This window comes from Thalassospira sp. UBA1131 (assembly GCF_002311515.1).
Lineage (GTDB): Bacteria > Pseudomonadota > Alphaproteobacteria > Rhodospirillales > Thalassospiraceae > Thalassospira.
Genome location: NZ_DCAO01000044.1, coordinates 69868 through 94769, shown reverse-complemented (window position 1 = coordinate 94769; position 24902 = coordinate 69868). Strand labels below are relative to the sequence as shown.

Annotated in this window: 25 protein-coding genes; 12 read left to right on the top strand and 13 right to left on the bottom strand. The window is 56.8% G+C overall.

Going from position 1 to position 24902, the window contains the following annotated elements; genetic code table 11:
* Window positions 1-22: 22 nt before the first annotated feature.
* A complete protein-coding gene (locus tag B3Z49_RS07160; RefSeq protein WP_296989396.1) occupies window positions 23-1831 on the bottom strand; it encodes a DEAD/DEAH box helicase in 1809 nt (602 codons plus the stop codon).
* Window positions 1832-2247: 416 nt separating this feature from the next.
* Between B3Z49_RS07160 and B3Z49_RS07155 the strand changes: the two genes are divergently transcribed.
* Window positions 2248-3918 carry a methyl-accepting chemotaxis protein gene (locus tag B3Z49_RS07155; protein WP_296989393.1) on the top strand — a complete coding sequence of 557 codons (1671 nt, stop codon included), beginning with the start codon at window positions 2248-2250 and terminating at the stop codon, window positions 3916-3918.
* 72 nt (window positions 3919-3990) lie between these two features.
* Here the strand turns inward: B3Z49_RS07155 and B3Z49_RS07150 are convergent, their stop codons facing one another.
* Window positions 3991-4851, bottom strand: a complete 861-nt coding sequence (locus B3Z49_RS07150; protein ID WP_040822211.1) for a prephenate dehydratase — start codon at window positions 4849-4851, stop codon at window positions 3991-3993.
* A 69-nt stretch (window positions 4852-4920) separates the two neighbouring features.
* Window positions 4921-5661: a 3-deoxy-manno-octulosonate cytidylyltransferase gene (locus B3Z49_RS07145; RefSeq protein WP_296989388.1), complete on the bottom strand. Its 741-nt coding sequence runs from the start codon at window positions 5659-5661 to the stop codon at window positions 4921-4923.
* 352 nt (window positions 5662-6013) lie between these two features.
* Between B3Z49_RS07145 and B3Z49_RS07140 the strand changes: the two genes are divergently transcribed.
* From B3Z49_RS07140 to B3Z49_RS07125, 4 genes are all read left to right on the top strand, one after another.
* Window positions 6014-6667 carry a c-type cytochrome gene (locus tag B3Z49_RS07140; protein ID WP_296989386.1) on the top strand — a complete coding sequence of 218 codons (654 nt, stop codon included), beginning with the start codon at window positions 6014-6016 and terminating at the stop codon, window positions 6665-6667.
* Between the two features lie 184 nt (window positions 6668-6851).
* Window positions 6852-7634, top strand: a complete 783-nt coding sequence (gene hisN, locus B3Z49_RS07135) for a histidinol-phosphatase (protein WP_296989384.1) — start codon at window positions 6852-6854, stop codon at window positions 7632-7634.
* A gap of 52 nt (window positions 7635-7686) precedes the next feature.
* Window positions 7687-8472, top strand: a complete 786-nt coding sequence (gene hisN / locus B3Z49_RS07130) for a histidinol-phosphatase (RefSeq protein WP_296989381.1) — start codon at window positions 7687-7689, stop codon at window positions 8470-8472.
* Window positions 8473-8563: 91 nt separating this feature from the next.
* Window positions 8564-9781 (top strand): cation:proton antiporter, encoded by a 1218-nt coding sequence (locus B3Z49_RS07125; protein WP_296989378.1) that lies wholly within the window; start codon window positions 8564-8566, stop codon window positions 9779-9781.
* Between the two features lie 65 nt (window positions 9782-9846).
* Here B3Z49_RS07125 and B3Z49_RS07120 read toward each other — a convergent pair whose 3' ends face one another.
* From B3Z49_RS07120 to B3Z49_RS07100, 5 genes are all read right to left on the bottom strand, one after another.
* Window positions 9847-10503, bottom strand: a complete 657-nt coding sequence (locus B3Z49_RS07120) for a LysE family translocator (protein WP_296989376.1) — start codon at window positions 10501-10503, stop codon at window positions 9847-9849.
* The gene (locus B3Z49_RS07115) at window positions 10500-11000 is read right to left on the bottom strand and encodes a DinB family protein (RefSeq protein ID WP_296989373.1); all 501 of its coding nucleotides are present in this window, start codon (window positions 10998-11000) and stop codon (window positions 10500-10502) included. The genes B3Z49_RS07120 and B3Z49_RS07115 overlap by 4 nt, the downstream gene beginning before the upstream one ends.
* Before the next feature lie 28 nt (window positions 11001-11028).
* Window positions 11029-11970: a DMT family transporter gene (locus B3Z49_RS07110; RefSeq protein WP_296989371.1), complete on the bottom strand. Its 942-nt coding sequence runs from the start codon at window positions 11968-11970 to the stop codon at window positions 11029-11031.
* 126 nt (window positions 11971-12096) lie between these two features.
* On the bottom strand, window positions 12097-14142 hold the full coding sequence (locus B3Z49_RS07105) for a potassium/proton antiporter (RefSeq protein ID WP_296989368.1): 2046 nt from the start codon (window positions 14140-14142) through the stop codon (window positions 12097-12099).
* A 157-nt stretch (window positions 14143-14299) separates the two neighbouring features.
* On the bottom strand, window positions 14300-14761 hold the full coding sequence (locus B3Z49_RS07100) for an Lrp/AsnC family transcriptional regulator (protein WP_063086688.1): 462 nt from the start codon (window positions 14759-14761) through the stop codon (window positions 14300-14302).
* Between the two features lie 207 nt (window positions 14762-14968).
* Here B3Z49_RS07100 and B3Z49_RS07095 point away from each other — a divergent pair, with 207 nt between their 5' ends.
* From B3Z49_RS07095 to B3Z49_RS07085, 3 genes are read left to right on the top strand one after another with little or no spacing between them, the layout of a single operon-like run.
* Window positions 14969-15916, top strand: a complete 948-nt coding sequence (locus tag B3Z49_RS07095) for a DMT family transporter (protein WP_296989364.1) — start codon at window positions 14969-14971, stop codon at window positions 15914-15916.
* Complete coding sequence (locus B3Z49_RS07090) at window positions 15909-16859, top strand: DMT family transporter (RefSeq protein WP_063086684.1); 951 nt, start codon at window positions 15909-15911, stop codon at window positions 16857-16859. The genes B3Z49_RS07095 and B3Z49_RS07090 overlap by 8 nt, the downstream gene beginning before the upstream one ends.
* A 4-nt stretch (window positions 16860-16863) precedes the next feature.
* Window positions 16864-17745, top strand: coding sequence for a DMT family transporter (locus B3Z49_RS07085; RefSeq protein ID WP_296989361.1), 882 nt, complete (start codon window positions 16864-16866; stop codon window positions 17743-17745).
* A 21-nt stretch (window positions 17746-17766) separates the two neighbouring features.
* On the opposite strand, the gene B3Z49_RS07080 is transcribed toward B3Z49_RS07085, so the two are convergent.
* On the bottom strand, window positions 17767-18378 hold the full coding sequence (locus B3Z49_RS07080; RefSeq protein ID WP_296989357.1) for a hypothetical protein: 612 nt from the start codon (window positions 18376-18378) through the stop codon (window positions 17767-17769).
* Window positions 18379-18448: 70 nt separating this feature from the next.
* Here B3Z49_RS07080 and B3Z49_RS07075 point away from each other — a divergent pair, with 70 nt between their 5' ends.
* On the top strand, window positions 18449-18979 hold the full coding sequence (locus tag B3Z49_RS07075; RefSeq protein WP_063086678.1) for a Crp/Fnr family transcriptional regulator: 531 nt from the start codon (window positions 18449-18451) through the stop codon (window positions 18977-18979).
* Between the two features lie 125 nt (window positions 18980-19104).
* Complete coding sequence (locus tag B3Z49_RS07070; protein ID WP_063086676.1) at window positions 19105-19866, top strand: SDR family NAD(P)-dependent oxidoreductase; 762 nt, start codon at window positions 19105-19107, stop codon at window positions 19864-19866.
* An 83-nt stretch (window positions 19867-19949) separates the two neighbouring features.
* Here the strand turns inward: B3Z49_RS07070 and B3Z49_RS07065 are convergent, their stop codons facing one another.
* From B3Z49_RS07065 to B3Z49_RS07055, 3 genes are all read right to left on the bottom strand, one after another.
* The gene (locus B3Z49_RS07065; protein WP_296989349.1) at window positions 19950-20240 is read right to left on the bottom strand and encodes a 4a-hydroxytetrahydrobiopterin dehydratase; all 291 of its coding nucleotides are present in this window, start codon (window positions 20238-20240) and stop codon (window positions 19950-19952) included.
* A gap of 91 nt (window positions 20241-20331) precedes the next feature.
* Window positions 20332-20967 carry a uracil-DNA glycosylase family protein gene (locus B3Z49_RS07060; RefSeq protein ID WP_287444107.1) on the bottom strand — a complete coding sequence of 212 codons (636 nt, stop codon included), beginning with the start codon at window positions 20965-20967 and terminating at the stop codon, window positions 20332-20334.
* Window positions 20968-20970: 3 nt separating this feature from the next.
* Window positions 20971-21630 (bottom strand): glutathione S-transferase family protein, encoded by a 660-nt coding sequence (locus B3Z49_RS07055; protein WP_296989343.1) that lies wholly within the window; start codon window positions 21628-21630, stop codon window positions 20971-20973.
* Window positions 21631-21952: 322 nt separating this feature from the next.
* On the opposite strand from B3Z49_RS07055, the gene B3Z49_RS07050 reads away from it, so the two are divergent.
* Both B3Z49_RS07050 and B3Z49_RS07045 read left to right on the top strand, forming a co-directional pair.
* Complete coding sequence (locus B3Z49_RS07050) at window positions 21953-23353, top strand: leucyl aminopeptidase family protein (protein ID WP_296989342.1); 1401 nt, start codon at window positions 21953-21955, stop codon at window positions 23351-23353.
* A gap of 102 nt (window positions 23354-23455) precedes the next feature.
* Entirely contained in the window at window positions 23456-23803 is a 348-nt protein-coding gene (locus B3Z49_RS07045) for a MarR family transcriptional regulator (protein WP_008888509.1), read from the top strand.
* 283 nt (window positions 23804-24086) lie between these two features.
* Here the strand turns inward: B3Z49_RS07045 and B3Z49_RS07040 are convergent.
* The coding region (locus tag B3Z49_RS07040) for a LysE family translocator (RefSeq protein WP_296989338.1) at window positions 24087-24902 on the bottom strand (816 nt) is incomplete at its 5' end.

The window sequence follows — 24902 nt, the reverse complement described above, 5'->3', positions numbered from 1 at the left end:
CCCGCAATACAGCGGGGCAGAATTATGCCGAACGGCGTTTCATGCCCTGGTTCCCGCCGCGACCTTCGCTGCGACCACCTTCGGCACGACGCGGACGGTCGTTGAAGTCACGACGTGCACCGTCGCGTGCACCAGCACCATCACGGGCACCATCGCGACCGCGGAAGTTACCACCACGATCACCACGCGGCTTGTCGGCAAAGCGACGTTCGTCACGGTTGCCGCCTTCGCCCCGACCTTCACCACGAGGGCGGAAGTTGCCACCGCGGCCGCCACTGCGCTCTTCCCGATCGCCGCGCGGTGCACGGTCATCGTTGTCAAAGCGCGGCTTGCGGTCATTGCGGAAATCACCGCCATCACGACGCGGACGATCATTGAAGTCACGACGTGCGCCATCACGGCCACCATCGCGTGCCTCATCACGACCACCGAAACCGCGGGCTGCGCGGGCACCATCACGGGCACCGTCACGCGGGCCGCCGAAACCACGACCGCGACCACCGTCACGATTGTCACCACGGGCACCATCGCGACCGCCATCACGACCACCGCCGAAGCCACCACGGCCCCGGCCACCATCACGGCCGCCGAAACCACCGCGACCGCCGCCGCCAAAGCCACGACCACCGTCACGGCCACCGCGACCACCACGACCGCCAGCACCCGCACCGGCACCGAACGAACGGGGCGGCGGAGCAGCATGGAATTCGTGATCTTCGTCGATATTAACGTCCTGTTTGATCAGGCGTTCGATGTTGCGAAGCAGGCGAATGTCGCGCGGCTCACAGAATGAAATCGCAATACCTTCGGCACTGCCACGACCGGTACGACCGATACGGTGGACATAGCTTTCGGCATCTTGCGGCAGATCATAGTTCACAACGTGGGTAATGCCCGGAACGTCGATACCACGGGCCGCAACATCGGTCGCAATCAGAACCGGGAAACTGCCATTACGGAAGTTCCGCAGGATTTTCTGACGGATACGCTGCTGTTTGTCGCCATGGATGGCATCGCTGTCGATGCCTTCATCGCGCAGCTGGAACGACAGTTCGTCGGCATCTGCCTTGGTTTTGGTAAACACCAGAACGCGTTCGGATTCGTCACGTTTAAGCAGCTGAACCAGAAGCTTGGTCTTGTCGTGACGTTTCACGAACATGCCAACCTGGGTCACGCGCTCGGTCACGCTGGACTGCGGTGCGGTTTCAACCTTGACCGGGTCTTTAAGAAGACGGTCGGTCAGGTGTTTGACTTCCGGCGGCATGGTTGCCGAGAACATCACGGTCTGATGCGCATTCGGAAGCAGTTCAGCAACAGTCAGAACGTCTTCGGAGAAGCCCATGTCAAGCATACGGTCGGCTTCATCAAGGATGAAGACTTCGACATCGTCGAAACGAACCGTGTTGCGCGACATATGATCCAGCAGACGACCCGGGGTCGCAACCAGGATATCAACGCCACGGCGCAGTTCCTGAATCTGCGGGCCCATCGGGGAGCCACCAAAGACAACGGAGGAAAACAGGCGGATGCCTTTTTTGAAATCACGCAGGCACTGGCCGATCTGGGTCGCCAGTTCGCGGGTCGGTGCCAGAATAACCGCACGCGGCTGACCCGGTTTCGGGCGCTGCGGGTTTTCGGCAAGACGCTGCAGCAACGGCAGGCAGAATGCAGCGGTTTTACCGCCACCCGTATGGGAAATACCCATCAGGTCCTTGCCTTCGAGAAGTGCAGGAATCGTCGCGGCCTGAATTTCGGTCGGCGCGGAGAAACCGGCAGCTTCAACATTGCGCAGCAGGGGCTCGATCAGGTTGAGCCCATTAAAATTCGTCATAAAGGGAAGTCCTTCGTTTATCCGGTCGGCGCCATGTTAACGCCTGTGGGTGCCTGCCCAAACGAAGTCATGACCGGTGCGCGGCAAAGAGCAGCCACTGCGTCGGACCCTGCATGAGAGGCAATTGATGTGAGGCATCGACGTCATCACGCCGAACCCGCCCTCGCCTTTTCATACAGTTCCTGACAGCTCATTCTGTCTTTGCAAGCGAAGGAATGAGCCGGGTGATACAGGGCATTTGACCATAAGTCAATCAATCCCCGCGCCGATCAGCCATGCAAAAACGCATTCCCCCGGTTATTGGGGTTTGTGACCGTCATAACCATGTAACAAATATCGCACGCAATATTAATCATTTGGTTCTCAAATCATGTGCATATAGTGCGATCACTACAATCGCTTGGAAGGGGATAATCATGCGATTTCGGGTCGTCACGGGGATATTTTCCATTCCCGCCATCTGCCTTTTGGTGCTGCTGGCAATTATCGCCACGGTCGCCCTGAACTATCAAACCAGTCTTCGAAATGCGAAATTTGAACAGATTTCGAATTTGACCGAGGGTGCGGTCACGATCGTCAATAATTATATCGCCAAAGCCAAAAGCGGCGAGATGACCGAAGACGAAGCCAAGGCTGCGGCCCTCGATGTGCTCAATGCATACCGGTTTGACGGGCAGAACTATATCTATGCCACCGATTATAATTACTGCATGCAGCTTGATCCGCTGAGCCCGGAAGATGTTGGCAAGTGCAATCCCGACAGCAAGGTGCGCAACATGATTGTTGCCGCAGCCAAGGCGGGCGGCGATGTGATCCTGTATGAAACCAAGAAGCCGGGCGAAGGTGACAAACTGATCGAGAAGGCCGCCTATGTGCGCCCGATCAAGGAATGGAACTGGGCGCTTGGCGCTGGCGTCTATATGGACGATGTTCAGGCAGAATTCATTTCTGTCATGCAGCGCATTGCGATCATTTCGGTCATCGCGATCATTATTGCCGGTGTTTTGTCCTGGCTTGTCGGGACGCGGATCACGCGCAGCATCGTCGGCCTGAACAGCAGCATTCGCACGATTGCCGATGGCGATTACAAGGCACCGGTCGAAACCGATTCCCGGTTCGTTGAAATCGGCGACATGGCAGCCGGTGTTCTGGCACTGCGTGACAAGTCGGCACAGGCCCAGCAGCTTGAAGCCGATGCCGCGGTTCAGAAACAGAAAGCCGAAGAAGAACGCCGCAGCAATATCCGCGCCATCGCCGAAAAGCTTGAAAGCGAAGTCGGTGGTATCGCCAAGGCCGTTGATCGTTCGGTTCAACGCAGTGCCGATCTTGCGGTGAGCATGTCACAGAGTGCGGATGGCATTCTGGGCCAGAGCCAGCAGGTGGCATCCGCCGCCGGTGAAGTTTCCCAGAACGTCGATGCGGTTGCCGCCGCGACCGAGGAACTTTCATCGTCGATCACCGAGATCAACGTTCAGATTTCGCAGATGTCGAACACGGTGGAACGGGCAACCGATGAAAGCCAGAGCGCGTCAAATGACGTTGCCGGCCTGTCCGAGACCGTTGAGAAGATCAAAGAGATCATTGGACTGATCAACGATATTGCCGGTCAGACCAACCTTCTGGCGCTAAACGCCACCATTGAGGCTGCGCGTGCCGGTGAAGCGGGCAAAGGCTTTGCGGTTGTGGCAAACGAGGTCAAAAACCTTGCCACCCAGACGGCCAAGGCGACCGATGAAATCGCCGCCCAGATCAATGACATTGTTGATGGCACCGAACGTGCGGTCACCGGCATTTCGCGGGTTTCGGAAACCATCGAACAGGTCCGAAGCGCATCAACCGCAATTGCGGCGGCCATTGAAGAACAGGGTGCGGCAACGCAGGAAATCTCGGGCAATGCCAACCGCAGTGCGGATGGCGTGAAACAGATTTCCCAGAGCGTTGACGAAACCATGAAGAATGCCCAGGGCACGACCAACGATGCCGATGAACTGAAATCAGCCTCGGCCGAGCTTTCTGATCGCTCGGCTGAACTGAGCCAGATCATTCATCGTTTCTCGACCGACCTGAAGAACCAAGCCGGGTCGTAAGAACCTGATTTGAAAAAAGGGCCGGACATTGATTTGTCCGGCCCTTTTTGTTTTGCGAATTCTTTTTTCCGTTTATTCCGCCGGAAGGTTGTTTTCCTTGCGGAAGCTATGCGCCGGATAAACACCCAGGATGCGAACTTCGTGCGAGAAGAATTGCAGTTCTTCCAGCGCGTGGCGCAGGCCGAGCTGTTCGGGGTGGGCTTCGACCTCGGCGAAGAACTGGGTCGCGGTGAAGTGGCCTTCGACCATGTAGCTTTCAAGCTTGGTCATGTTAATCCCGTTGGTGGCAAAACCACCGAGCGCCTTATAGAGGGCTGCCGCGACGTTGCGCACGCGGAAGACAAAGCTTGTCACCACCGGGGTGCCGTCATTGGGAATGTCGAGCGGTTCACGCGCCAGAATGATAAAGCGCGTGGTGTTGTGTTCGGCGTCTTCGACCTCGGTCCGGAGCACATCAAGACCATAAATCTCGGCGGCCAAAACCGGTGCGATGGCGGCAATCGATTTATCGCCGCGATCAGCGACTTCCTTGGCACAGCCCGCGGTATCCGGGCCGACCACGGCATTGACACCGAGTTCCTTGCGCAGTTTGCGGCATTGGCCAAGCGCGTGAACGTGGCTGTGGATTTCCTTGATGTCTTCGATCTTCGTGCCCGGTACGCCAACCAGCGCATGGTTAATGCGCAGGAAGGTTTCACCGATGATATGCACACCGGATTCAGGCAGGATGTGGTGCACGTCGGCGACACGCCCTGCCAGCGTATTATCAATCGGGATCACGGCCAGATCGACATCGCCATCTTCGAGTGCGCTAAAGGCGCCTTCAAAGGTCCTGTACGGTACTGTCGTTGCACCCGGAAAGGCGCGACGGGCTGCCTGATCTGAATAGGCACCGTGCATTCCCTGAAAAGCGATCCTTTGTTGCGCAGTCATCTGGCTGTTTCCTGAATGGTCAAATTGTTGTCGTTAAGAACTTAAAGCACTTGATGCCAAGAACCGCAACTATGCACCCAGCACTTCGCGCGCGCGTTCAAGGTCTTCTTGTGTATCAACACCGAGCGGTACGCCATCAACAAGGGCAACCGCAATCACCATGCCGTTTTCAAGCGCGCGCAGTTGTTCAAGCTTTTCGCGTTGTTCGAGTTCTGCCGGGGGCAGGGAAACGAAACGGTCAAGGGCGGCACGGCGATAGGTATAAAGACCGATGTGATGATAAAGCGGCCCGTCACCATAGGGTGCGGTTGCCCGGGTGAAATAAAGCGCGCGTGCGACACGCCCGGTGCCAAAGGCCGCGACCGCCTTGACCACATTGGGGTTGGTGCGTTCTTCGTCGCGTTTGATTTCTGCGGCCAAAGTCGCGATATCGACATTCGGATCCGCAAGCGGATCAAACACCGCGCGGATGTCAGCGGCGTCAATGGTCGGCAGATCCCCCTGCACATTGACCACCGCGTCAAACTTGCCTTCGGGGTCGAATGTCTGGAGCGCTTGATGGACACGGTCCGATCCGCTGGGCAAATCAGGATCGGTCAGAACGGCAATACCCCCGGCAGCCGTAACCGCATCGGCAATTTCCTGTTCGGCGCAGGCAACCAGAACCGGACCGATTCCGGCCTCCGTCGCGCGACGCCAGACCTGAACGATCATGGGTTCGCCACAGATATCGGCCAGCGGTTTATTGGGCAAACGCGTGGAGGCCATTCGGGCAGGAATTACAACAACAGGATTGCGCGGGGTCGACATTTCTTCGCTCCAATAAGGCACAAATCACCCGTTTTTTGATCTTGCGCAAAGCGTGACGAGAACAAGCGATGGCAGAACACAGGTATGAATCGGCGCGACATTAGCCGGTTTTGGTGGGGAGGCGAAAGGCGGAATCGTTTTTCAAACGACACTAGACGAAAGTTCTAAAGCATGGATATTCGCCTTGGTGTTTAAGAAAGGTTGATGCAAATCGCTGAAACGTATAGTTTCCCACCGACCAGTTTTGCCTGCGGTTACACGTGTGTTTCTCTTGATCGAGGATTGCCGGGGACGCATGGGTAGAACATAAAGATAAAACCTGAGAGTGATTAGGCTGTAACGGGGTCCCGTCATGAACACGATGGAAATCAACAAGATCGTCGCCGGCGTTATTTGTGCTGTGCTTCTGGTAGTGGTTGTCGGCAAGGTCGGCAGCGCACTGGTCAGTCCCGAGGAACTGGAAGCACCGGTATATCCGTTCTCCGAAGATGTGATGGCGGGTGCCAGTGCCCCGACCGCCGCTCCGGCAGAACCGGCAGGCCCGGAACCGATTCTTGCCATGCTGGCATCTGCCGACATGGGTGAAGGCGAGAAAGTCTTCAAAAAATGCGCATCCTGCCATGACGTCGAAAAAGGCGGTCCGAACAAAACCGGCCCGAACCTTTATGGCATCGTTGGTGCGGCCTTTGCCCACAAGGGTGACTTCTCCTACTCTGACGGTATGGCCAACCATGGCGGCAACTGGGGCTTTGCAGAGCTGAACGAGTTCCTTTACAAGCCGCGCGATTACATCGATGGCACCAAAATGAGCTTTGGCGGTCTGAAAAAGGCCGAAGACCGTGCCGCAGTTATTGCCTGGCTGAACAGCAAGTCTGACAACCCGCTTCCGTTCCCGGATCCGGCAGCAGCCGAAGCTGTTGAGGAAGCCGTCGACGAAGCAGCTGCTGCTGTTGAAGGCGCGGTTGAAGAAGCCGGCGAAGCAGTTGACGCAGCCACCGCGCAGTAAAGCTTCCGCCTGACCCGATATTTAAGGTCAGCACCGATTTCGCAGGGGACAGGAAACTGTCCCCTGTTTGCGTTTGGAGATGTGATCAGGGCAGGTGCAAAGGGCATCCTTGCGTTCTGGGCGCAAAGCGGAAATAGTACCGGCCATATCCCGCCTGACTTCAACCGCCTGCAGGAATGCCTTTATGGAAAATCTCGATCCGTTTTTGGAAATCGCCCACAAGCTGGCCGATGCCGCACGCCCGGTCGTGCGCAAATATTACCGCACCCCGGTCGCGGTTGATGTGAAGGCCGATGACAGCCCGGTCACGATTGCTGATCGCGAGGTCGAACGCACCATGCGCGATATCCTCAATGCCGAGCTGCCCGATCACGGCATTCTGGGCGAGGAACATGGCCGGGAAAATGTTGATGCGGAATATGTCTGGGTGCTTGATCCGATTGACGGCACCAAATCGTTCATTTCCGGCAAGCCGAGCTTTGCGACATTGATTGCGCTTTGCCACAAGGGCACCCCGGTTCTGGGCATTATCGATCAGGCGATTACCGATGAACGCTGGGTCGGTGTGATGGGCCAGGCCAGCACGATGAATGGTACTGAAATCAGCGCACGCGAATGCGAAGACCTTAAGAGCGCGACCTTCTTTACCACCGCACCGGAACTGTTCAAGGGTGACGCCAAGAAGGCCTATGACGCGGTTTCAAAAGGCTGCCGGGTGCCGATGTATGGTGTTGATGCCTATGCCTATGGCCTGACCGCCCTTGGTCTGGCCGATACGGTGGTTGAGATCGGGCTGCAGGCTTATGATTTCTGTGCGCTGGTGCCGGTGGTTGAGGGTGCCGGCGGGGTGATGACCGATTGGGCGGGCAAGCCGCTTGGTATCGACAGTGCCGGGGATGTTGTCGCCAGTGGCGATGCGCGCTGCCATCAGGATGTTCTGGCGACCATCAAGGCGGCGATGGCGTAACCTTACGCCGCCTTCCCCACGACCAATATTCTTGCCCGACACAGGAAATCCGATGACCAACAGCCACCCGTTTCTTGCCATGGCCCACAAGCTTGCCGATGCTGCGCGCCCTGTGCTGCAAAGCTATTACCGCAAGCCGCTTGATATCGATGAAAAGGGCGATGCCAGCCTTGTGACCGATGCCGACCGGGCGATCGAGCGCACCATGCGCGATCTGATCAATGCGGAACTGCCTGATCATGGCATTCTGGGCGAGGAATACGGGCCGGAAAACCTTGATGCCGAGTATGTCTGGATCCTTGATCCGATTGACGGCACCAAGTCGTTCATTACCGGCAAACCCAGCTTCAACACCCTGATTGCGCTGTGCCGCAATGGCAAGCCGGTGCTGGGCGTGATTGATCAGGCGATTTTGGATGAACGCTGGATCGGGGTGGAAGGACAACCGACGACGCTAAATGGCAAGCCGGTCAGTGCACGCGAATGCGCGCACCTGAAAGATGCCACCATTTTCACCACAGGGCCGGATCTTTTCGTCGAGGAAAAGGCAATTGCCGGATATGAGGCGATCTTTGGTGCCGCCAAGCAGCCGATTTACGGCATCGATTCCTATGGTTATGGCCTGATTGCCATGGGGTTTGGCGATGTGTTGGTCGAATCAAACCTGCAGCCCTATGATTTCTGTGCTGCCGTGCCGGTGATCGAGGGGGCCGGTGGCGTGATTACCGACTGGGAGGGCAAAAGCCTGACCATCAACAGCGGTGATCTAGTGATTGCCAGTGGCGATAAGCGTGCGCATGCCGAGGGGCTGGTGGTTTTGCAAAAGGCCGTCGCGTAAGGCCCTTGATGCCTTAACCATTTGGCGATCTGGCACCTTTCGGGCACACTTGGCCTAGATCTCTGGATCAGGCAACAGGTTGGGCAGTGCCATGTTTGAATGGGTGATCATTCTTTTTCTCGGCTCCGGGCTGGTCTACGGGCTGCAATCGCGCCGCCTGCAACGCCGTAATATTTCCTCGCCAATGATGATGGTTCTGACCGGGATGCTGGTGGCCGTACCGCTGGGTATCTGGCAGGGCGCGCCGATGAATGCGCTTTCGGGCAGCGTTCATTTTGCCACCGGCTTTGCCGAGATGACGCTTGCGATCATTCTGTTCCTTGATGCTGCGGTGCTTGATTACCGCAAGGAAAGTGCGGCGCGCAATGTGGCGATCCGGCTGTTACTCCTCGGATTGCCGCTGACCATCGGGGTGACCTGGGCGTTTATCGTCGGGCTTGATCCATCCATCGGGCTGGTGCCGGCCCTGATATTGGCGCTTATCGTCAGCCCGACCGATGCGGCGCTTGGCCGACCGGTGCTGGAGAACAAGGGCGTGCCCGATCCGGTGCGACAGGGCATCAATATTGAAAGCGGGCTTAATGACGGCCTGGTTCTTCCGGTTTTCACCACGGCCGTGTTGCTTGAAGCCAATCTGCTCAGTGACGGGCGTCAGGGCTGGATTGCAGAAGCGGTGCTTGAGATTTCAGTGGGTGCTGTCATCGGGGTTGTCTGTGGCTATGTGATTGGTCAGGTGGTTAATCACGCCGTCAAGCACCGCACCATGGTGGCCCGGTTTGAAAGGTTGCTGGGTGTTCTGGCCGCCCTTTTCATTTTCCTTCTGGCCGAGGAATTGGGTGGTAATGGCTTTGTTGCCGCCTTTGCCGGCGGACTTGCGCTTAATATCTCAAGCGATGCGGTCAAGGACGCGATTGAAAGCTTTGGCGAGGCCGAGTCAGAGCTTCTGACCATGCTGACCTTCTTTGTTTTTGGCTTGATTGTCGTGCCAGCGCTTTATGATGCCTGGACCTGGACGATGCTGCTGTTTTCGATTGCGAGCCTTGCGGTGCTGCGACCGCTTTGTGTGTGGATCTGCATGATTGGCAGTCCCTATAGCCTGGGCGAGAAGCTTTATATCGGCTGGTTCGGGCCGCGCGGGATTGCCTCGGTGATTTACATGCTGATCATGGCGACGATGATTGATCCGGGCGAGTTCAGACCGCTGTTTGCCGCAGGCACCATGATCATTTGCATCAGCATCGTCGCCCACGGCATTTCGGCCGCCCCGGCATCGCGCGCACTGGTGCGTTATCTTGGGCGGAAATCCTGATACCAAAACGCCGGGCGGGACTGCTAGCAAGCCACCCTGCCCTACACCTACTTGGCCGGTTCTGTTTATTGCTGGGTGATGGCAAGCCGCACGCCAAGGGCGATGAACATGCCGCCCAGAACGCGTTTGAGCCAGACACCAAGGCCATGATGACCGCGAATGCGCACGGCAGCAGCTGCCACCATGAGGACAATCGAACTTTCCACGACAAGCGCGATCAGATGCACGACCATGCCCAGTACAAAGAACTGGGTCGCGGCATTGCCCATCGCCGGATCAACGAATTGCGGCAGGAAGGCCATAAAGAAAATCGCGACCTTGGGATTGAGCACATCAATCATCACCCCCTGACGCCAGGCAGCAAAGGCGGTCATTGGTTTGGATGAAATCGGCGCAGATGGCTCGTCGGGATTTGTATCATTTGATTTGGCGAAGCTGCTGCGCAGGGCTGAAATCCCAAGCCAGACGAGATAGGCAACCCCGATCCATTTGACAATGGCAAAGGCGAGCGCCGAGGTCGCAAGGATCGCCGACAGACCAAGGGCAGCGGCCAACACATGCACGAACGAGCCGGAAATCACGCCGATGGTTGAAAACAGTCCGATCTTGCGGCCATGCACGGCGGTTTGGCCGATGATATAGGCCATATCCGGCCCCGGAGAGATGTTGAGCAACAGGGCCGCGATCAGAAACGGCGTATAGGCAACGAGAAGCTCGATCATCGCAACTGATCCCGGGCGAAAAAGACCAGATCAATCTCAAGCGGGCCCAATCCGGCCTCGATCAGCATGTTGGACAGCTGTCCACGGTGATGGGTCTGATGATTGAACATATGCGCCAAAACCAGATCGCGCGGCATGGTATAGGCATCCCCCGCGACTGTGTTATAGGTCAGATCGGCGGTTACCTCGGCGTCGGTCAGGCCGTTGGTGAACTCAATGATCGCCTGATCTTCGGCCGCGCGGGCGTGGCGGAGTTCATCGAAGTTTTCATAAAGCACGGTGTTGAGCGGCATGGCCACGGGACTGCCGAGCAGGCGGCTCATCCAGATGCGGTCAGCCACCAGGATATGATTAAGCGTGCGCAGGATCGACGGGAAGAAGGCCGTGCGCGGGGCATCCAGTTCGGCGGCTGGCAATTTCGCGCAAAGCCCATAGGCACGCGTGTTGGCCCAGAGATTATATTGCGCCATGCGTTCGAAATAGGCCGCACCGTTCATCTTGTTGCTCCGTCTTCAGGCATCACGATCAGGGCTTCGCTGTCGGGTTTGTTGCGCAAGTTGGCTGCACCGGTGCGACCTGTTCGAGCACCTTGGTCGCCGGTTTGGGAACCCGTTTGGTCAGAATAACCACGTTGCCCACCAATGTCAGCGCAACACCCCAGATAATATTGCCAGACCAGTGGAAATCTTCAAACCAGGTCGACAGCAACAGCGCGACAATCGGGAACATCACCGAGCTATAGGCCGCCCGATCCGGCCCGATCTTGCCCAAAAGTGTCAGATAGAAGCCAAAGCCCAGAACCGATCCGAACAGGGCGAGATAGACCAAAGCGGCCAAGAAGCTGGCACTGGTATCAAAGGTCACCGGGATCCCGGCAAGCGCGATATAGCCAAACAGCAACAGCGTGCCATAGAGCATGCCATAAGCATTGGCCTGCATGACCGGAACCCCGCGCGCATGGTTGCGTGCGGACGCCATATTGCCAAGCGATGCGATGTAACTGCCTGCAAGGGAGACCAGAAGCCCGATGCTGCCGCCCGTGGTCAGATCGAAGGCGGCCAGATCATTGGCAAAGACCATGGCGATGCCGGTAAGGCCAATCCCGGCCCCGATCAAAGTGCGGGTTTCAGGACGGCGGCGGAAAAAGATCACGCCATTAATCATATTCATGATGACGATGGTTGAAAACACCACCGCCAGAAGCCCGGATGTCAGATGGATACTGGCGACATAGATCAGGACATAGTTCAGCGAAAACAGGCAGACGCCCAGAACCGCCATGAAGAAATGATCACGCAACGTAAAGCGCATTGGCAACCGGCGCAGGCCACACCAGCCCATCAAGATCAGCGTTGCCAAGGCAAAGCGATAGGCCACAGCGACTTCGGGGGCGACCGAAAGCTGATACTGAATGGCGATCCAGGTCGATCCCCAGATCAAGACAACTGCTGCGTAAAGACCGAACATGGCCCAAGGACTCCAAAAGAATTGAAGCCACAATTTAGGGCAGTTCAGAACCGACGCCAAACCAGCTTTTTTGATCCAGCCATTAGGCAAACTAATCCAAAGGCCGGAAATCTAATGCATAGCCGATCAGGATTTTTTCGACCGGCCTGCTTTGCCGGGCTTTTTGCCGCTGTCCTCTTGATCGGTGGTTTCGTCGCCATCTTCGAGGGTGTCACCAACCGTGTCGTTAACCGCGTCGTCAGCCACATCGTCGACCGTGTCATCGGATACGCCCGGCACGTCAGGTGTCTCAGTCACATCGGCCTCGTCTGAGCCATCATCAAGCTGCTTGGCCGTTGATGATGTCTGATCGCTCAGCGCCGCGTTCTTTTCGGCGCGTTTGCGTTTTTGCCAGTCTTTCCAGATTGCCAGCAATTCGCTGCGCGACTGGAAGATCGGAATGCGGCGTTTGGGTTTGGCTTTTTGTTGTTCAACCGCCAAGCCGACCTCGAGCACGTCGTGCTCATCATCGGTGCGGCGCACGATCAGTTCCACCGTGCCATAGGGCATGCGATCACCGAGTTCGAGATCGCCGGGCAGATCGCGTTCGAGGATTTCGGCCACGGTGAGTTCGGTGTCATCAGCGTCGACGGCAAAGCCATACAGACGACCAATATCGGCAATTCGGGTATCGGCCGGGAAGCTGAAATCGCCAAACAGTTCGACGTCATTGGCCCCCTCGGCTGGACCGGCAAAGAGTTGGTCGAGCAGGTCGACATGCTTGGGCGGGGTGATGATATAGACCTGATCACCACCCTGAACCGGTCCGGCAGAATGCGGACGCAATGACGCGCCATCACGCAAGATCAGACTTGGCCGTGCCCAGCGCGGAATACGATGGCCGGTGGCAACCGCACTGGCTTCGTGGACGCGATAGACAACGATTTCCTGATTGGCATTACCGGGCAGTTCAAGATCAATACGATCCACCGGACCATGGCGGGCCGGCACAATGATGCCCAGCCAATGCGCCATGCGCCGGATCGTCCAGCCCTGCAACAGCAGCGATGTAATCACGACGATGAAGGCGGTGTTAAACAAGAGCTGCCCTTCGGGCACGCCTTCGACCATCGGCACAATGGCAAGCAGGATGGACACCGCCCCGCGCAAGCCGACCCATGAAATAAAGGCGGTGTCATTGCGCGAGAAGTTAAAGAACATCAGGCACAGCCAGACCGCGACCGGACGGGCGACAAACACCAGAACCAGCGCCAGAATGACGCCCGGAAGGACAACCGTGCCAAATTCGGACGGGGTGGCCAGCAGACCCAAGGTGACAAACATCGCGATCTGGGCAAGCCAGGTGGTGACATGCTGAAAACGCCGGACGCCGACGCTCATTTTCATGTTGCTGTTGCCGGCATAAAGACCCGCGACATACACCGCCAAAAAGCCACTGCCACCGAGAATACTGGTCGCGCCAAACAAACTGAGGGCAAGTGCCATGGTAATGATCGGCACCAGTCCCGGTTCAAGTTTCACCCGGTTGATCATCCAGACCAGCGCATAGCCACCGGCAAGGCCGAAGATCGCGCCAAGACCGATCTGAAGGATGAAGCGTTGCAGGAGTTCAAGCGCGATGTTTTCGCCACCGCCGAGAATGATCAGTTCGACCAGCGAGATGGTCAGAAACACCGCCATCGGATCGTTCGAACCCGATTCAACTTCAAGCGTACTGCGCGTACGATCACGCAGATTGATCCCGCCCACGCGCAAAAGGAAAAACACCGCCGCCGCATCGGTCGAACTGACAATCGCCCCAAACAAGAGCGCGACCAGCCAAGGCACATCGAGCACCAGCCAGGTTACCCCGCCAATCACCCCGGTGGTAATTAGAACCCCGAAAGTTGCCAGAACAAGCGATGGCCCGGCGGCGATTTTTAACGTTCGGAGCTGGGTTTCAAAGCCACTGTCAAACAGGATCAGGGCGAGCGCGATGGAGCCGATGAAATAGGCGAGCGGCGCATTGTCGAACATGATGCCGCCAATGCCGTCCTCGCCCGCCGCCAGACCGACAAACAGAAACACCAGAAGCAAGGGAGCGCCAACCCGGAAGCTGACCAGACTGGTGAAAACAGCCACCACCACCAGAATCGATGCAATCAGGATCACCAGATTCATCGATTCAATCATTTCGGGGGCTCCTATGTCGGGACATCAGAATGGGTTTGGCGGGTTAAGTGCGCAGTACTATCACATAGTGATACTTAGGAAATGATGACCGGCAATGCCATCTCCCCCCGATGACTGATCAAAATTATCCTGAAACTGTAAAGTCAGGCACGGCCCCCTATTCGTGGTCGGCCTGCGCCGGAACAAATAGTGTTTCCTTGGCTGTCGACAAGGCAATTTCCGGCAGAACTTCGACGACGCCGGGCATTTCCTTGATCGTGTCGGAAATAAACGATTCCAGATGGCCGGTATCGCGCAGGCGCAATTTGACCAGAAAATCAAAGCGTCCTGTCATGTGATGGCATTCCAGCACTTCATCGGCCTTGATCAGGGATTTGACCAGTTTCTTGTTGCCCTTGGCCGGATCGGTGCGCAGCCAGACCATCGCGGTCAAGGCACGACCAATGGCGTTTGGATCAACAGAAATGCGATAGGCCTGAATAATCCCCTGTTCGCGCAGTTTGCGCACACGATCATTCACCGCAGAAACAGACAGTCCGACCTTTGTTCCCAGAACCGAATAGGACAGTGATGCGTCTTCCTGCAGGATGTCGATCAGTTTGCGATCAATTGCATCCATTTATCTTCCCCCTGAATGGATTTTGCTGATTGCCTTGATCTTACACGAAAAACGGGTGTGCGCGAACTGTTCGCCAAATTTTCCGGGTCTGCCATGCGCCGTTGCCATGCGATACCCCGTTCGCAAGACTGGATTTTTTCCGGATAGCTGCGTAAACCTTTACTTGTAATGATTTTACATCGCCCCGCCTCTGACAATGCAGCCCTGATGGGCGCCCTTCTTATGATCAGTGCTGCAATGTGTTTTGCGGTAATGGCGGTTTTTATCCGTTATGTCACCGCCGACCTGCATCCGTTCGAGGCATCGTTTTTCCGTAACCTGTTCGGATTGCTGCCAATGGTGCCGTGGATGGTGCGCCACGGCGCAAGCGGATTAAAGACCGAGCGGTTCAAGCTGCATTTTCTGCGCGGGGTGCTTGGTTTCGGGGCGATGTCGTGCATTTTTACCGCCCTGTCGCTGTCGCCCGCGGCACAGGTGATTGCGATCAACTTTACCCTGCCGATCCTGACCACGGTTCTGGCCGCCGTAGTGGTGCGCGAAACCGTGCGCGCGCGCCGCTGGAGCGCGATTGCGATTGGCTTTGTCGGGGCGATGATCGTGATCCGTCCGTTTGGCCAAAGTTTTGAGACCGGTGCGATCCTGGCACTTGGCGCGACGGTTTTCATGGCGTGCGCGATGACCACGGTTAAAATGCTGTCACGGACCGAAAGTGCCAATGCCATCGTAACCTGGATGGGCCTGATCATGACGCCGCTGTCGCTGATCCCGGCCCTGATATACTGGCAGGGGCCGACCACGTGGCAATTGTTCATCCTGTTGATCATTGCCGTGACCGGAACCGCGGGGCAGCAATTGCTGGTGCGCGCCTATCGCACGGCGGACCAGTCCTATGTCATGATTTTTGATTTCCTGCGCCTGCCATTTGTTGCGGCCTTGGCCTATGTGATGTTTGGCGAAGTGGTTGATTTCTGGACTTGGGCGGGGGCGGCCTTGATCATTGGATCAGCGCTTTATATCGCGCGGCGTGAGGCGGTTCTGGCCAAACGGGCCAAGAGGGAAGCCAGCATGCCGACCACGGCCCCCGCCGATCCGCAAGCCATCCCGGTGACCCGCGTTGATCGGAATGCCCCCGCACAGGACAAGCCCGATGCGTGAATGGTTTAACGGACTTCCGCCCTATTTGCAGGCAACCGCCTTTGGCCTGATGGCATCGATCAGTGCGGCGATCTTTTCGGTGTTTGTCCGCCTTGCGACCGAGCATATCGATCCGTTGCAGGCAGTGTTTTTGCGCAATTTCTTTGGGCTTTTGTTCATCGCACCGATTGCGTTGCGGGCGGGATTAACGCCGCTTAAGACCAAGCGTTTCCCGATGTTCTGCCTGCGTGCGGTTCTGTCGATGGGGGCGATGAGTTTCTGGTTTTCGGCGATTGCCTATATGCCGCTGGCCGAGGCGACGGCACTTAATTTCACTGTGCCGCTGTTTGGCACCATCCTTGCCGCGATCTTTTTGGGTGAGAAAGTTCGCAAATACCGGATTGCCGCCTTGTTGGTCGGTTTTGGCGGGGTGCTGGTGATCATACGGCCGGGCAGCGAAACCGTGCAACTGGCAAGCCTGTTTCCGATTGCCGCCGCAATTTGCATGGCCAGTGCGGGATTGACGATCAAGTCACTGTCGCGGACGGAAAACCCGACCGCCATCATCCTTTACATGATGATGCTGACCACGCCGCTGACCCTGATCCCGGCATTGTTTGTCTGGGAGACACCGAGCCTTGAGGTGCTTGGCCTGATGGTGGCGGGCGCATTCATGGCCAACATCACCCAGCTTTGTAATACCAACGCCTTTCGGGTTTATGATTACAGCTTTGTGATCGGGTTTAATTACCTGCGCCTGCCCTTTGTCGTCGGTATCGCACTGGTGATGTTTGGCGAGGTTCCGGAAATCTGGCTGGTGCCGGGTGCGGCCCTGATCATCGGATCCGCACTTTATATCGCGCGGCGCGAGGCGAAATTGAACCGCGAAGCCAACCGGATAAAGCGCGGGCTTTCGGCCACGGCAAGCGATCTTGACCCGCCGCCGTCCAACAGGAAGTCGTGACAGCATGCGGACATGGTTCAACAGCCAGTCCGATGTGATGCGGGCAAGCTTTTTCGCACTGTTTGCAGCCATTCTGGCGGCGTGTTTTACGCTCACGATCCGCTATGCCACTGAGGAACTGCATCCCTATCAGGCGGTGTTTTTGCGCTTTGCCTTTGGCTTGATCCTGATTTTGCCAATGGTGATGAAGCGCGGGATTGGTAGCCTTGCCACCAAGCGCCTGCCTTTGTTTGGCTTGCGCGGCGTGTTGTCGGCAGCAGAGATGTGTTTGTGGTTTATGGCGGTGTTGTATTTGCCACTGGCCGAGGCGACGACGCTTAATTTCACAGTGCCCCTGTTTGGCACCATTTTGGCCGCGGTTATTTTGCGCGAACAGGTGCGCATTCACCGCTGGCTTGCGATTGTTATCGGGTTTGTTGGTGTGGCGCTGATCATTCAGCCCGGGACAGACACCATGCAAGCGGCCAGCATTTTACCGATTGCGGCGGCGATCTGCATGGCCAGTGCCGGGTTGATTACAAAGCGGTTGGTGGCAACCGAGTCCACCACATCGCTTTTGTTTTATCTGATGATCATCACCACACCGGTTTCCCTGATCCCGGCATTGTTCGTCTGGCAGACGCCAAGCTGGTCTGCACTTGGCCTGATGGCGGTTGCCGCCCTGATGATGAATGTGATGCAGGTTTGCAACGTCAAAGCCCTGCAACTGGCCGATTACAGTTTCTTTGTCGGGTTTTCCTATTTGCGTTTGCCGATCATTGCCGTGCTGGCGCTGATTCTGTTTGGCGAAGTGCCCGATATCTGGATATTGCCCGGCGGGGCGATGATTATCGGGGCTGCGATCTATGTCGCACTTCGTGAGCGCAAGCTTGCCAAGGCCAGATAAAGGTCGACGGCGCGTCACCCATCACCCGTCATAACCCCGCAAACTGTTATAGCGTGCGATTTGATCGGGGCTCAGGATTTCCGGGGTCTTGAGGTGGGTCGACAGATGGACAAAGCGCAACCGGCCGAGACTTTGGGTGATGGTGTTTATCAGCCCTTCGAGTTCTTCTGCGGTCAGGCCACCGGCCCTGAATGCCGCGTCCAAGGCAATTTCAGCGTCGATCAATCTGTTGCCGGCAATGATCGCGTTTTCTTTCATGTCGGCATAAAGGGCTGTGATGGCGGCATGCTGGTCTGTGGATAGCGGGATCTGATCAGAAAGCTCGAGCAAATGGGCCGGCCCCGGCACGCCATTCAGTTCGGCGGCCTTGGCCAACCCCCAGCCACCACCCTTTTGCAGTTCCGCCATATCCTTGGCCGACAGGCTTTTGACCGGGCGATGTTGTTGGCCGACATAGGGGGATGGCGTGCTTGCGTCGCTGGCCATGTTACTGCCGTGCTGAGCATTGTCGGTGCCATGCATGTGGGCATTTCCCTGTGCATGGGCGGTTAACGGGATGGTTAGTCCAAGCAGGATCAACGGGGCAAATGCGGTCAGGAACAGCGTTTTCGGCAGGCGGGAGAGCATAAGCATGGCAACACCTTTTGGGTTAAATGGACGCCAAGCTTGAAACAGGTCAGCCAATTGCCACATGATAGATATCATGTCGGTATCAATCTTTGATCTTCTCAACCGTTTTCATGGCAGGCTGTATGATTACAGCCCGCCCAAGGTCCTGTTTCGCAAGGGCGACCCGGTCGAGCATCTCTTCCTTGTTCTCAGCGGGGAAGTGCGACTGGCGCGGTTTTTGGAAAACGGTGACGAGATTGTTTTGCAACGTGCCGGGCCAAACAGTGTTTTGGCAGAGGCATCGTTGTTTTCGCATTACTACCATTGCGATGCTGTCTGCCATCAGGATGCGCAGGTCAAAATGATCCGCAAACATGATGTCGAAGCCCATCTTGCCGATAATAATCAGATGGCACTATCGCTTGCCGCCCATCTGGCGCGCGAGGTGCAGGCAACGCGCCAGCGGGCGGAGATTTTGCGGCTTCGGACAGTGGCTGAACGGCTTGATGCCTGGATCGCCTGGCATGACGGGGTGTTGCCCGAAAAGGGCAATTGGCGGGTGATTGCCCTTGAAATCGGTGTCAGTCCCGAAGCGCTTTATCGCGAGATCGCCCAGCGCCGTTAACCCTGATCTGAGGTGTCAATTTCGCACAGCCGACAAGGTTAAATCGGCGCTTGCCCGTTAAAGATATAATTTGGTATACAAATACCAAATTAATCAGAAGAGCGCGCGTCGGGAGGCTTCACGTCATGCAAATCAAGGGTTCGATTGCCATTGTTACCGGGGCTGCATCCGGTCTTGGCGCGGCAACCGCCGAGACACTGGCGAGTGCCGGGGCACGGATTGCGGCATTTGATCTGAATGAAGAGGGTGCCAAGGCAACAGCCGAGAAATTGGGTGGTGTTGGCTATGGCGTTGATGTTTCGAACGCCGAAAGTGTCGAGCAGGCGGTTGCAAAGGTGCAGGCGGATCTCGGCACGCCATCGATCCTTGTGAACTGTGCCGGGATCGTGCATGGCGAACGGATTGTCGGGCGCGACGGCCCGGCCGATCTTGCGGCCTTTTCCAAGGTGATTACGGTCAATCTGATCGGCACATTTAACATGATGCGGGTTGCCGCCAATGCGATGAGCCAGAACGACCCGAATGATGCCGGCGAACGCGGGGTGATTATCAACACCGCATCGATCGCGGCCTTCGAAGGGCAGATCGGACAGGCGGCCTATGCCGCGTCCAAGGGCGGGGTGGCATCCCTTACCCTGCCGGCTGCACGTGAGCTTGCACGCCATGGCATTCGGGTGGTGTCAATTGCACCGGGCCTGTTTGGCACGCCGATGTTAAAGGGCCTGCCGGATGAGGTTCAGGAAAGCCTGGCTGCCAATACGCCGTTCCCGAAACGCCTTGGCGATCCGTATGAATATGGCCGTCTGGCGATGCATATCTGTGAAAATGAAATGATCAATGGCGAGACCATTCGCATAGATGGCGCGGTCCGGCTGGAACCGAAATAGTCCCACACGATTTCGATTCTTTATCCCGCAGCCAACGCGCCCTGTCGTCCCCCAGCGGCAGGGCGCAATCCATTTGGCACGGCTTATTGACCAGAAGCCGTTTGGCAGAAGGTTGCCAGATCGATGTCCTTTTGCGTCACACCACCGGCATCGTGGGTGGTCAGCGTCATTTCGACCTTGTTATAGACATTGAACCATTCGGGATGGTGATCCATCTTGTCGGCCATGAGCGCCACCCGCGTCATGAAGCCAAACGCGGCATTGAAATCGCCAAACTTGTAGACGCGCTTGATCGAAAGCCCGTCATCGGCAAGCGCCCATCCCGAAAGATAGGTCAGCGCCTTTTCGATGGTGGATTTTTCAAGTTTGCTCATATCTTGTGCCTCCTTAATGTTGGCCACTTGTCTTCTGGGCGCGGTCGTCTGGGCGCATTGGAACATAAAAACCAGCGCAACCCAAATCGGTCTATGTCAGCAAGCCTTGCACACGTGATTGCAGCACCGGCAAAAGATCAGCCTCAAACCACGGGTTCTTTTTCATCCAGGCGGTGTTGCGCCAGCTTGGATGGGGCATGGGCAGGATGCCGTCGGGCAGGAAATCGGCAAAGTGATGCACGGTTTCGGTCATGGTTTTGGCCCGGCGCGGACCGAGATAGCGTTCTTGCGCATATTGCCCGATCAGAAGGGTCAGACCGATATCGGGTAAGTGTTGGCGCAAGGCATCATGCCATGTCGGCGCACATTCCGGACGGGGCGGCAAATCCCCACCACGATCAAACCGGCCGGGATAGCAAAAGCCCATCGGCATGATGGCAAGTTTCGCCGGATCGTAGAAATCATCGACCGAAAGTCCCAGCCAATCGCGCAAGCGATCCCCTGATGCATCATTCCAGGGCAGACCGGTTTCATGCACGCGTGTGCCCGGTGCCTGCCCGATCACAAGGATACGCGCCGATTTTGCCATGCGCACCACCGGGCGCGGCCCAAGTGGCAAGTGTTCGGCACAAATCCGACACGCCCGGACCTCAGACAGCAACCGATCAAGGGCCGCGTCCCCGCCCTTCGGATCAATTTCAGGCAGCTTTCCGGTCAAACCCGGCATGGGTTATTTTACCTCAGCGTCGTCAATCACCCATTCCTCGGTCGCGGCATCGGCGTACCATTCCTTCATCTCCGGCAGGGCAAGGATGGTTTCCATATAGGCATTGCCAATCGGATCAAGGCTTACGCCATAGGTCTTGAACCGTGTTACCACCGGGGCATACATGGCGTCCGCAATCGAGAAATGGCCAAACAGGAAATCACCGCCCTGCCCGAATTGGGTGCGGCACATCTTGAAGATTTCAGTGATGCGGGTGATGTCCTTGTCCACGCCTTCATTGCGGCCAAGACCGGGCAGGCTTTTGCGGCAATTCATCGGCATGGAGCTTCGCAAAGACCCAAACCCGCCATGCATTTCAAGCGAGACGGCGCGCGCAATCGCCCGCACATCGATATCAAGCGGCCAGAGCATGGTGTCAGGCTGGCTGTCGGCGATGTATTCCAGAATGCCAAGCGCCTCCCAGATGGTTTTGCTGCCATCAAAGTAGGCTGGGACCTTGGCCGTGGGCGAAAAGACCGGCGCCTTGGCGTGCCATTCTTCGGAGCGGAGCGGGACGAGTTTTTCCTCGAACGCCACACCGGCAACGCGCAGGCCAAGCCAGGCGCGCAGCGACCAGGAGGAATAGTTTTTATTGCCGATATAAAGCACTGGAAGGTTTTGCATGCTGGGACCTTTGGCGGTTGGCGCGATTGGCACATTTGATGACAGCGGCGAATACTATCTGGCCTTTGGGTGCTGTGTTCAAGCCAGTCGTTCAAGCCAGACGTTCAAGCGTGGCTTAAAGCACAAAGCAATGTTCGATGATGTGAATGAGTTTTGACCGCGGGGGATGGCAGCCGTAAGATCGGGTCACATATCTTGTGAACACATATTGCCGGTTCGTTTTGCTTGGGCAGTTGGTCTTGGCCGCTGCCCTTTCAGTCAACCGTCACGTGTTACCAATCACTCGTCACCCGTCACCCGTCACCAGCAGGGATGCCTTAAATTGTACGACCATATCATCGCCAACGATCCTTCTGCCAATCCGACCCCCATCACCCCGATTGCCGAAAGCGGTTTTGAAAGCTGGCTTGCCCAGCAGCCGGACGCGACCAAGTCGTGGATTGCCGCCAACAGCTTTGAGGGCAAGCGCGGCACGCAGCTTTTGCTTCCCGGGGCAGACGGCGCGGTTGGCAGCGTTCTGGTGGGCTACGTTGATGATGCCAAGGCGATCTGGGATTTTGCTGGTTTGCCAAATGCCCTTCCGGCTGGGACCTATGCGCTTTCTGATGATTTGACGGACAAGGAAGACCTTTATGAAAAGGCCGCCCTTGGACTTTACCTGGGGGGCTACCGTTTTGATCGCTATCGCAAGGATGATGGCAAAAAGGACAAGCGCGCCAAAATTGCCCTGCATGACATCGAGGCCGCCAAGCGGGCCGAAAACATTGCACGCGGCATCGGCCTTGCGCGCGATCTGATCAATGTGCCGGCCAATGACATGGGCCCGGCCGAGCTTGAAGAAGCCGCCAGAGGCCTTGGTGCGGAATTTGGTGCCAATGTCAGTGCGATTGTCGGCATGGATCTTTTGGCCCAGAACTACCCGGCCATTCACACGGTCGGCCATGGCAGTGATCGCGACCCGCGCCTGATCGACCTTACATGGGGCGATGAAAGTGCGCCGAAAATCACGCTGGTGGGTAAGGGGGTCTGTTTTGACACCGGCGGCTATGACCTGAAGCCATCGAGCAACATGCTTTTGATGAAAAAGGACATGGGCGGCTCGGCACAGGTTCTTGGCCTGGCGCGGATGATCATGGCGGCCGACCTTCCGGTACGATTGCGCGTTCTGATCCCGGCGGTTGAAAACATGGTGTCGGGTCGGGCCTATCGCCCGAGTGATATTTTGCAAACCCGCAAGGGCATCACGGTTGAGGTCGGCAATACCGATGCCGAAGGACGCATCGTTCTTTCCGATGCCCTGACCGAGGCGGCATCGGAAGACCCGGACATGCTGCTTGATTTCGCGACCCTGACCGGGGCGGCACGTGTTGCCCTTGGTCTGGGTCTGCCGGCCCTGTTTTCCAATGATGATGATCTGGCCAACGGGTTGATGGAAACGGGGATGGCGGAAAATGATCCGCTGTGGCGTTTGCCGCTGTGGGATGATTATCGCAGCCAGCTTGATAGCAAGGCAGCTGACATGAACAACATTTCCGGCAGCCCGTTTGGCGGGGCGATCATTGCCGCCCTGTTCCTCGATCGCTTTGCCGAGGGGGCCAAAAGCTGGGCGCATATCGATCTGATGGCCTGGAACCCGTCGGATCGTCCCGGTCGCCCGACCGGCGGCGAAGCACAGGGCATCCGGGCCGCCTTCAAGCTGATCAAGGATCGTTACGGTAAGTAAACTAACCGTAAATTCAATTTTTTGGTAATTAGGCCTTTGACATCATGGCAGGGGTCAGGTAGAGATTACGTATTCGTAACAAATAAATTGTTGGGCACGAACATGTCGATCGAGATCAAAGCGTCTCAGGCGCTTGACCTTTGGCGTATCGCGATTGTTGAGAGTGTGCGTCGGGACTCCCCCGACCTGTCGGCCCGACAGATGGCCTTGTTGCTGAGCGTTTACCTGACCCCGGCGCCGCATACGGTGCGTGGCCTTTCCGAGGCGCTTAATATCTCCAAACCTGCCATTACCCGTGCGCTTGATCGCCTGAGCTCGCTTGGCATGGTCAAACGCAAGGTCGATGAAGAAGATCGCCGTTCGGTTCTGGTTCAGCGAACGGTCAAGGGATCGGTCTTCCTGCGTGAATTTGGCGATATCATCGTCGGTGCCGGTCTCGAGAGCGAATAATCCGGCCCCAGAAACAACCAAGATCAAATCGACAAGCGTCTGAAGTCAGACCGCAACTGACGCCCAAAGCCCGTTTCCTAGGCCACGTTTCGCAAAATCGGCCAATTAGGGCAGCAAAACTTCCCCATTTTAAATGCAGCAAATCTGATATGGCAAAAAATTGCTATATACAGACCAGTTGGTTTGTATTCGCGCCAATCTGCGTGTTATGCGCGTGCGATTTTACTTTCTTATATCAATGGCTTATCAGACATTCTAATACAAAAGACCGCGCAAAACGACGTTATGGTGCCGCTGGCTGGGTTATCGCCTGTGCCGGGACCTGGTGGGTGTCCGCCATGGTTTCGGGCACCTCAATCAGCGCCAAAAGCCCCGCAGCAACGATCAAAACGCCACCTGACAGCCGCGCGATGACGTTATTGCCGCCGCGGCGCACCAGCCACGGCATCAGTTTTGCCGCCCCCATCGCGTAAATCATTACGAAACTGTAATCAAGTGTCACGAAGGTGACGCCAAGGATCAGGAGCTGTGGTGTGAGGGGCTGGCCGGGATCAATGAATTGCGGAAACAGCGCCCCGAAAAAGGCAATCGCCTTGGGATTTCCCGCCGCGACCAGAAAGCCTTCGCGGAACAGGCGTAGTCCGTTTGCCGGTTCAAACCGTGCCTGATTATTCGTTTCGATACCGGTCTTGATATTGATTTCCCTGGGCTTGCGAAGGAATGACATCAAACCGATGACGAGTAGAAAGCCAACACCGCACCATTTGACAATGGCAAAGGCGGTTGCCGATGTCGCCAGGACAGCGCCCAAACCAAGGGCCGCAATCAGCATCTGGATCATGTTGGCAGTGACATCCCCCAAGGCCGTCATCAAGGTCGGGCGCGCGCCATAACGCAGCGCATGCGACATGCCGATCAGGATGCTGGGGCCGGGCGACATCACGACGAGGAAGACAAGCAGGGTGAAACTGAGCCAGATTTCAAACGACATGGGTGGGGCAACTCTGATGACAAGTCTGGTGACAACTCTGGTGACGTTGGCCCCGGATATCACAGCAGCAAGGTTCGACAAGTGCCCGTTTGACAATGGCCCATGCGC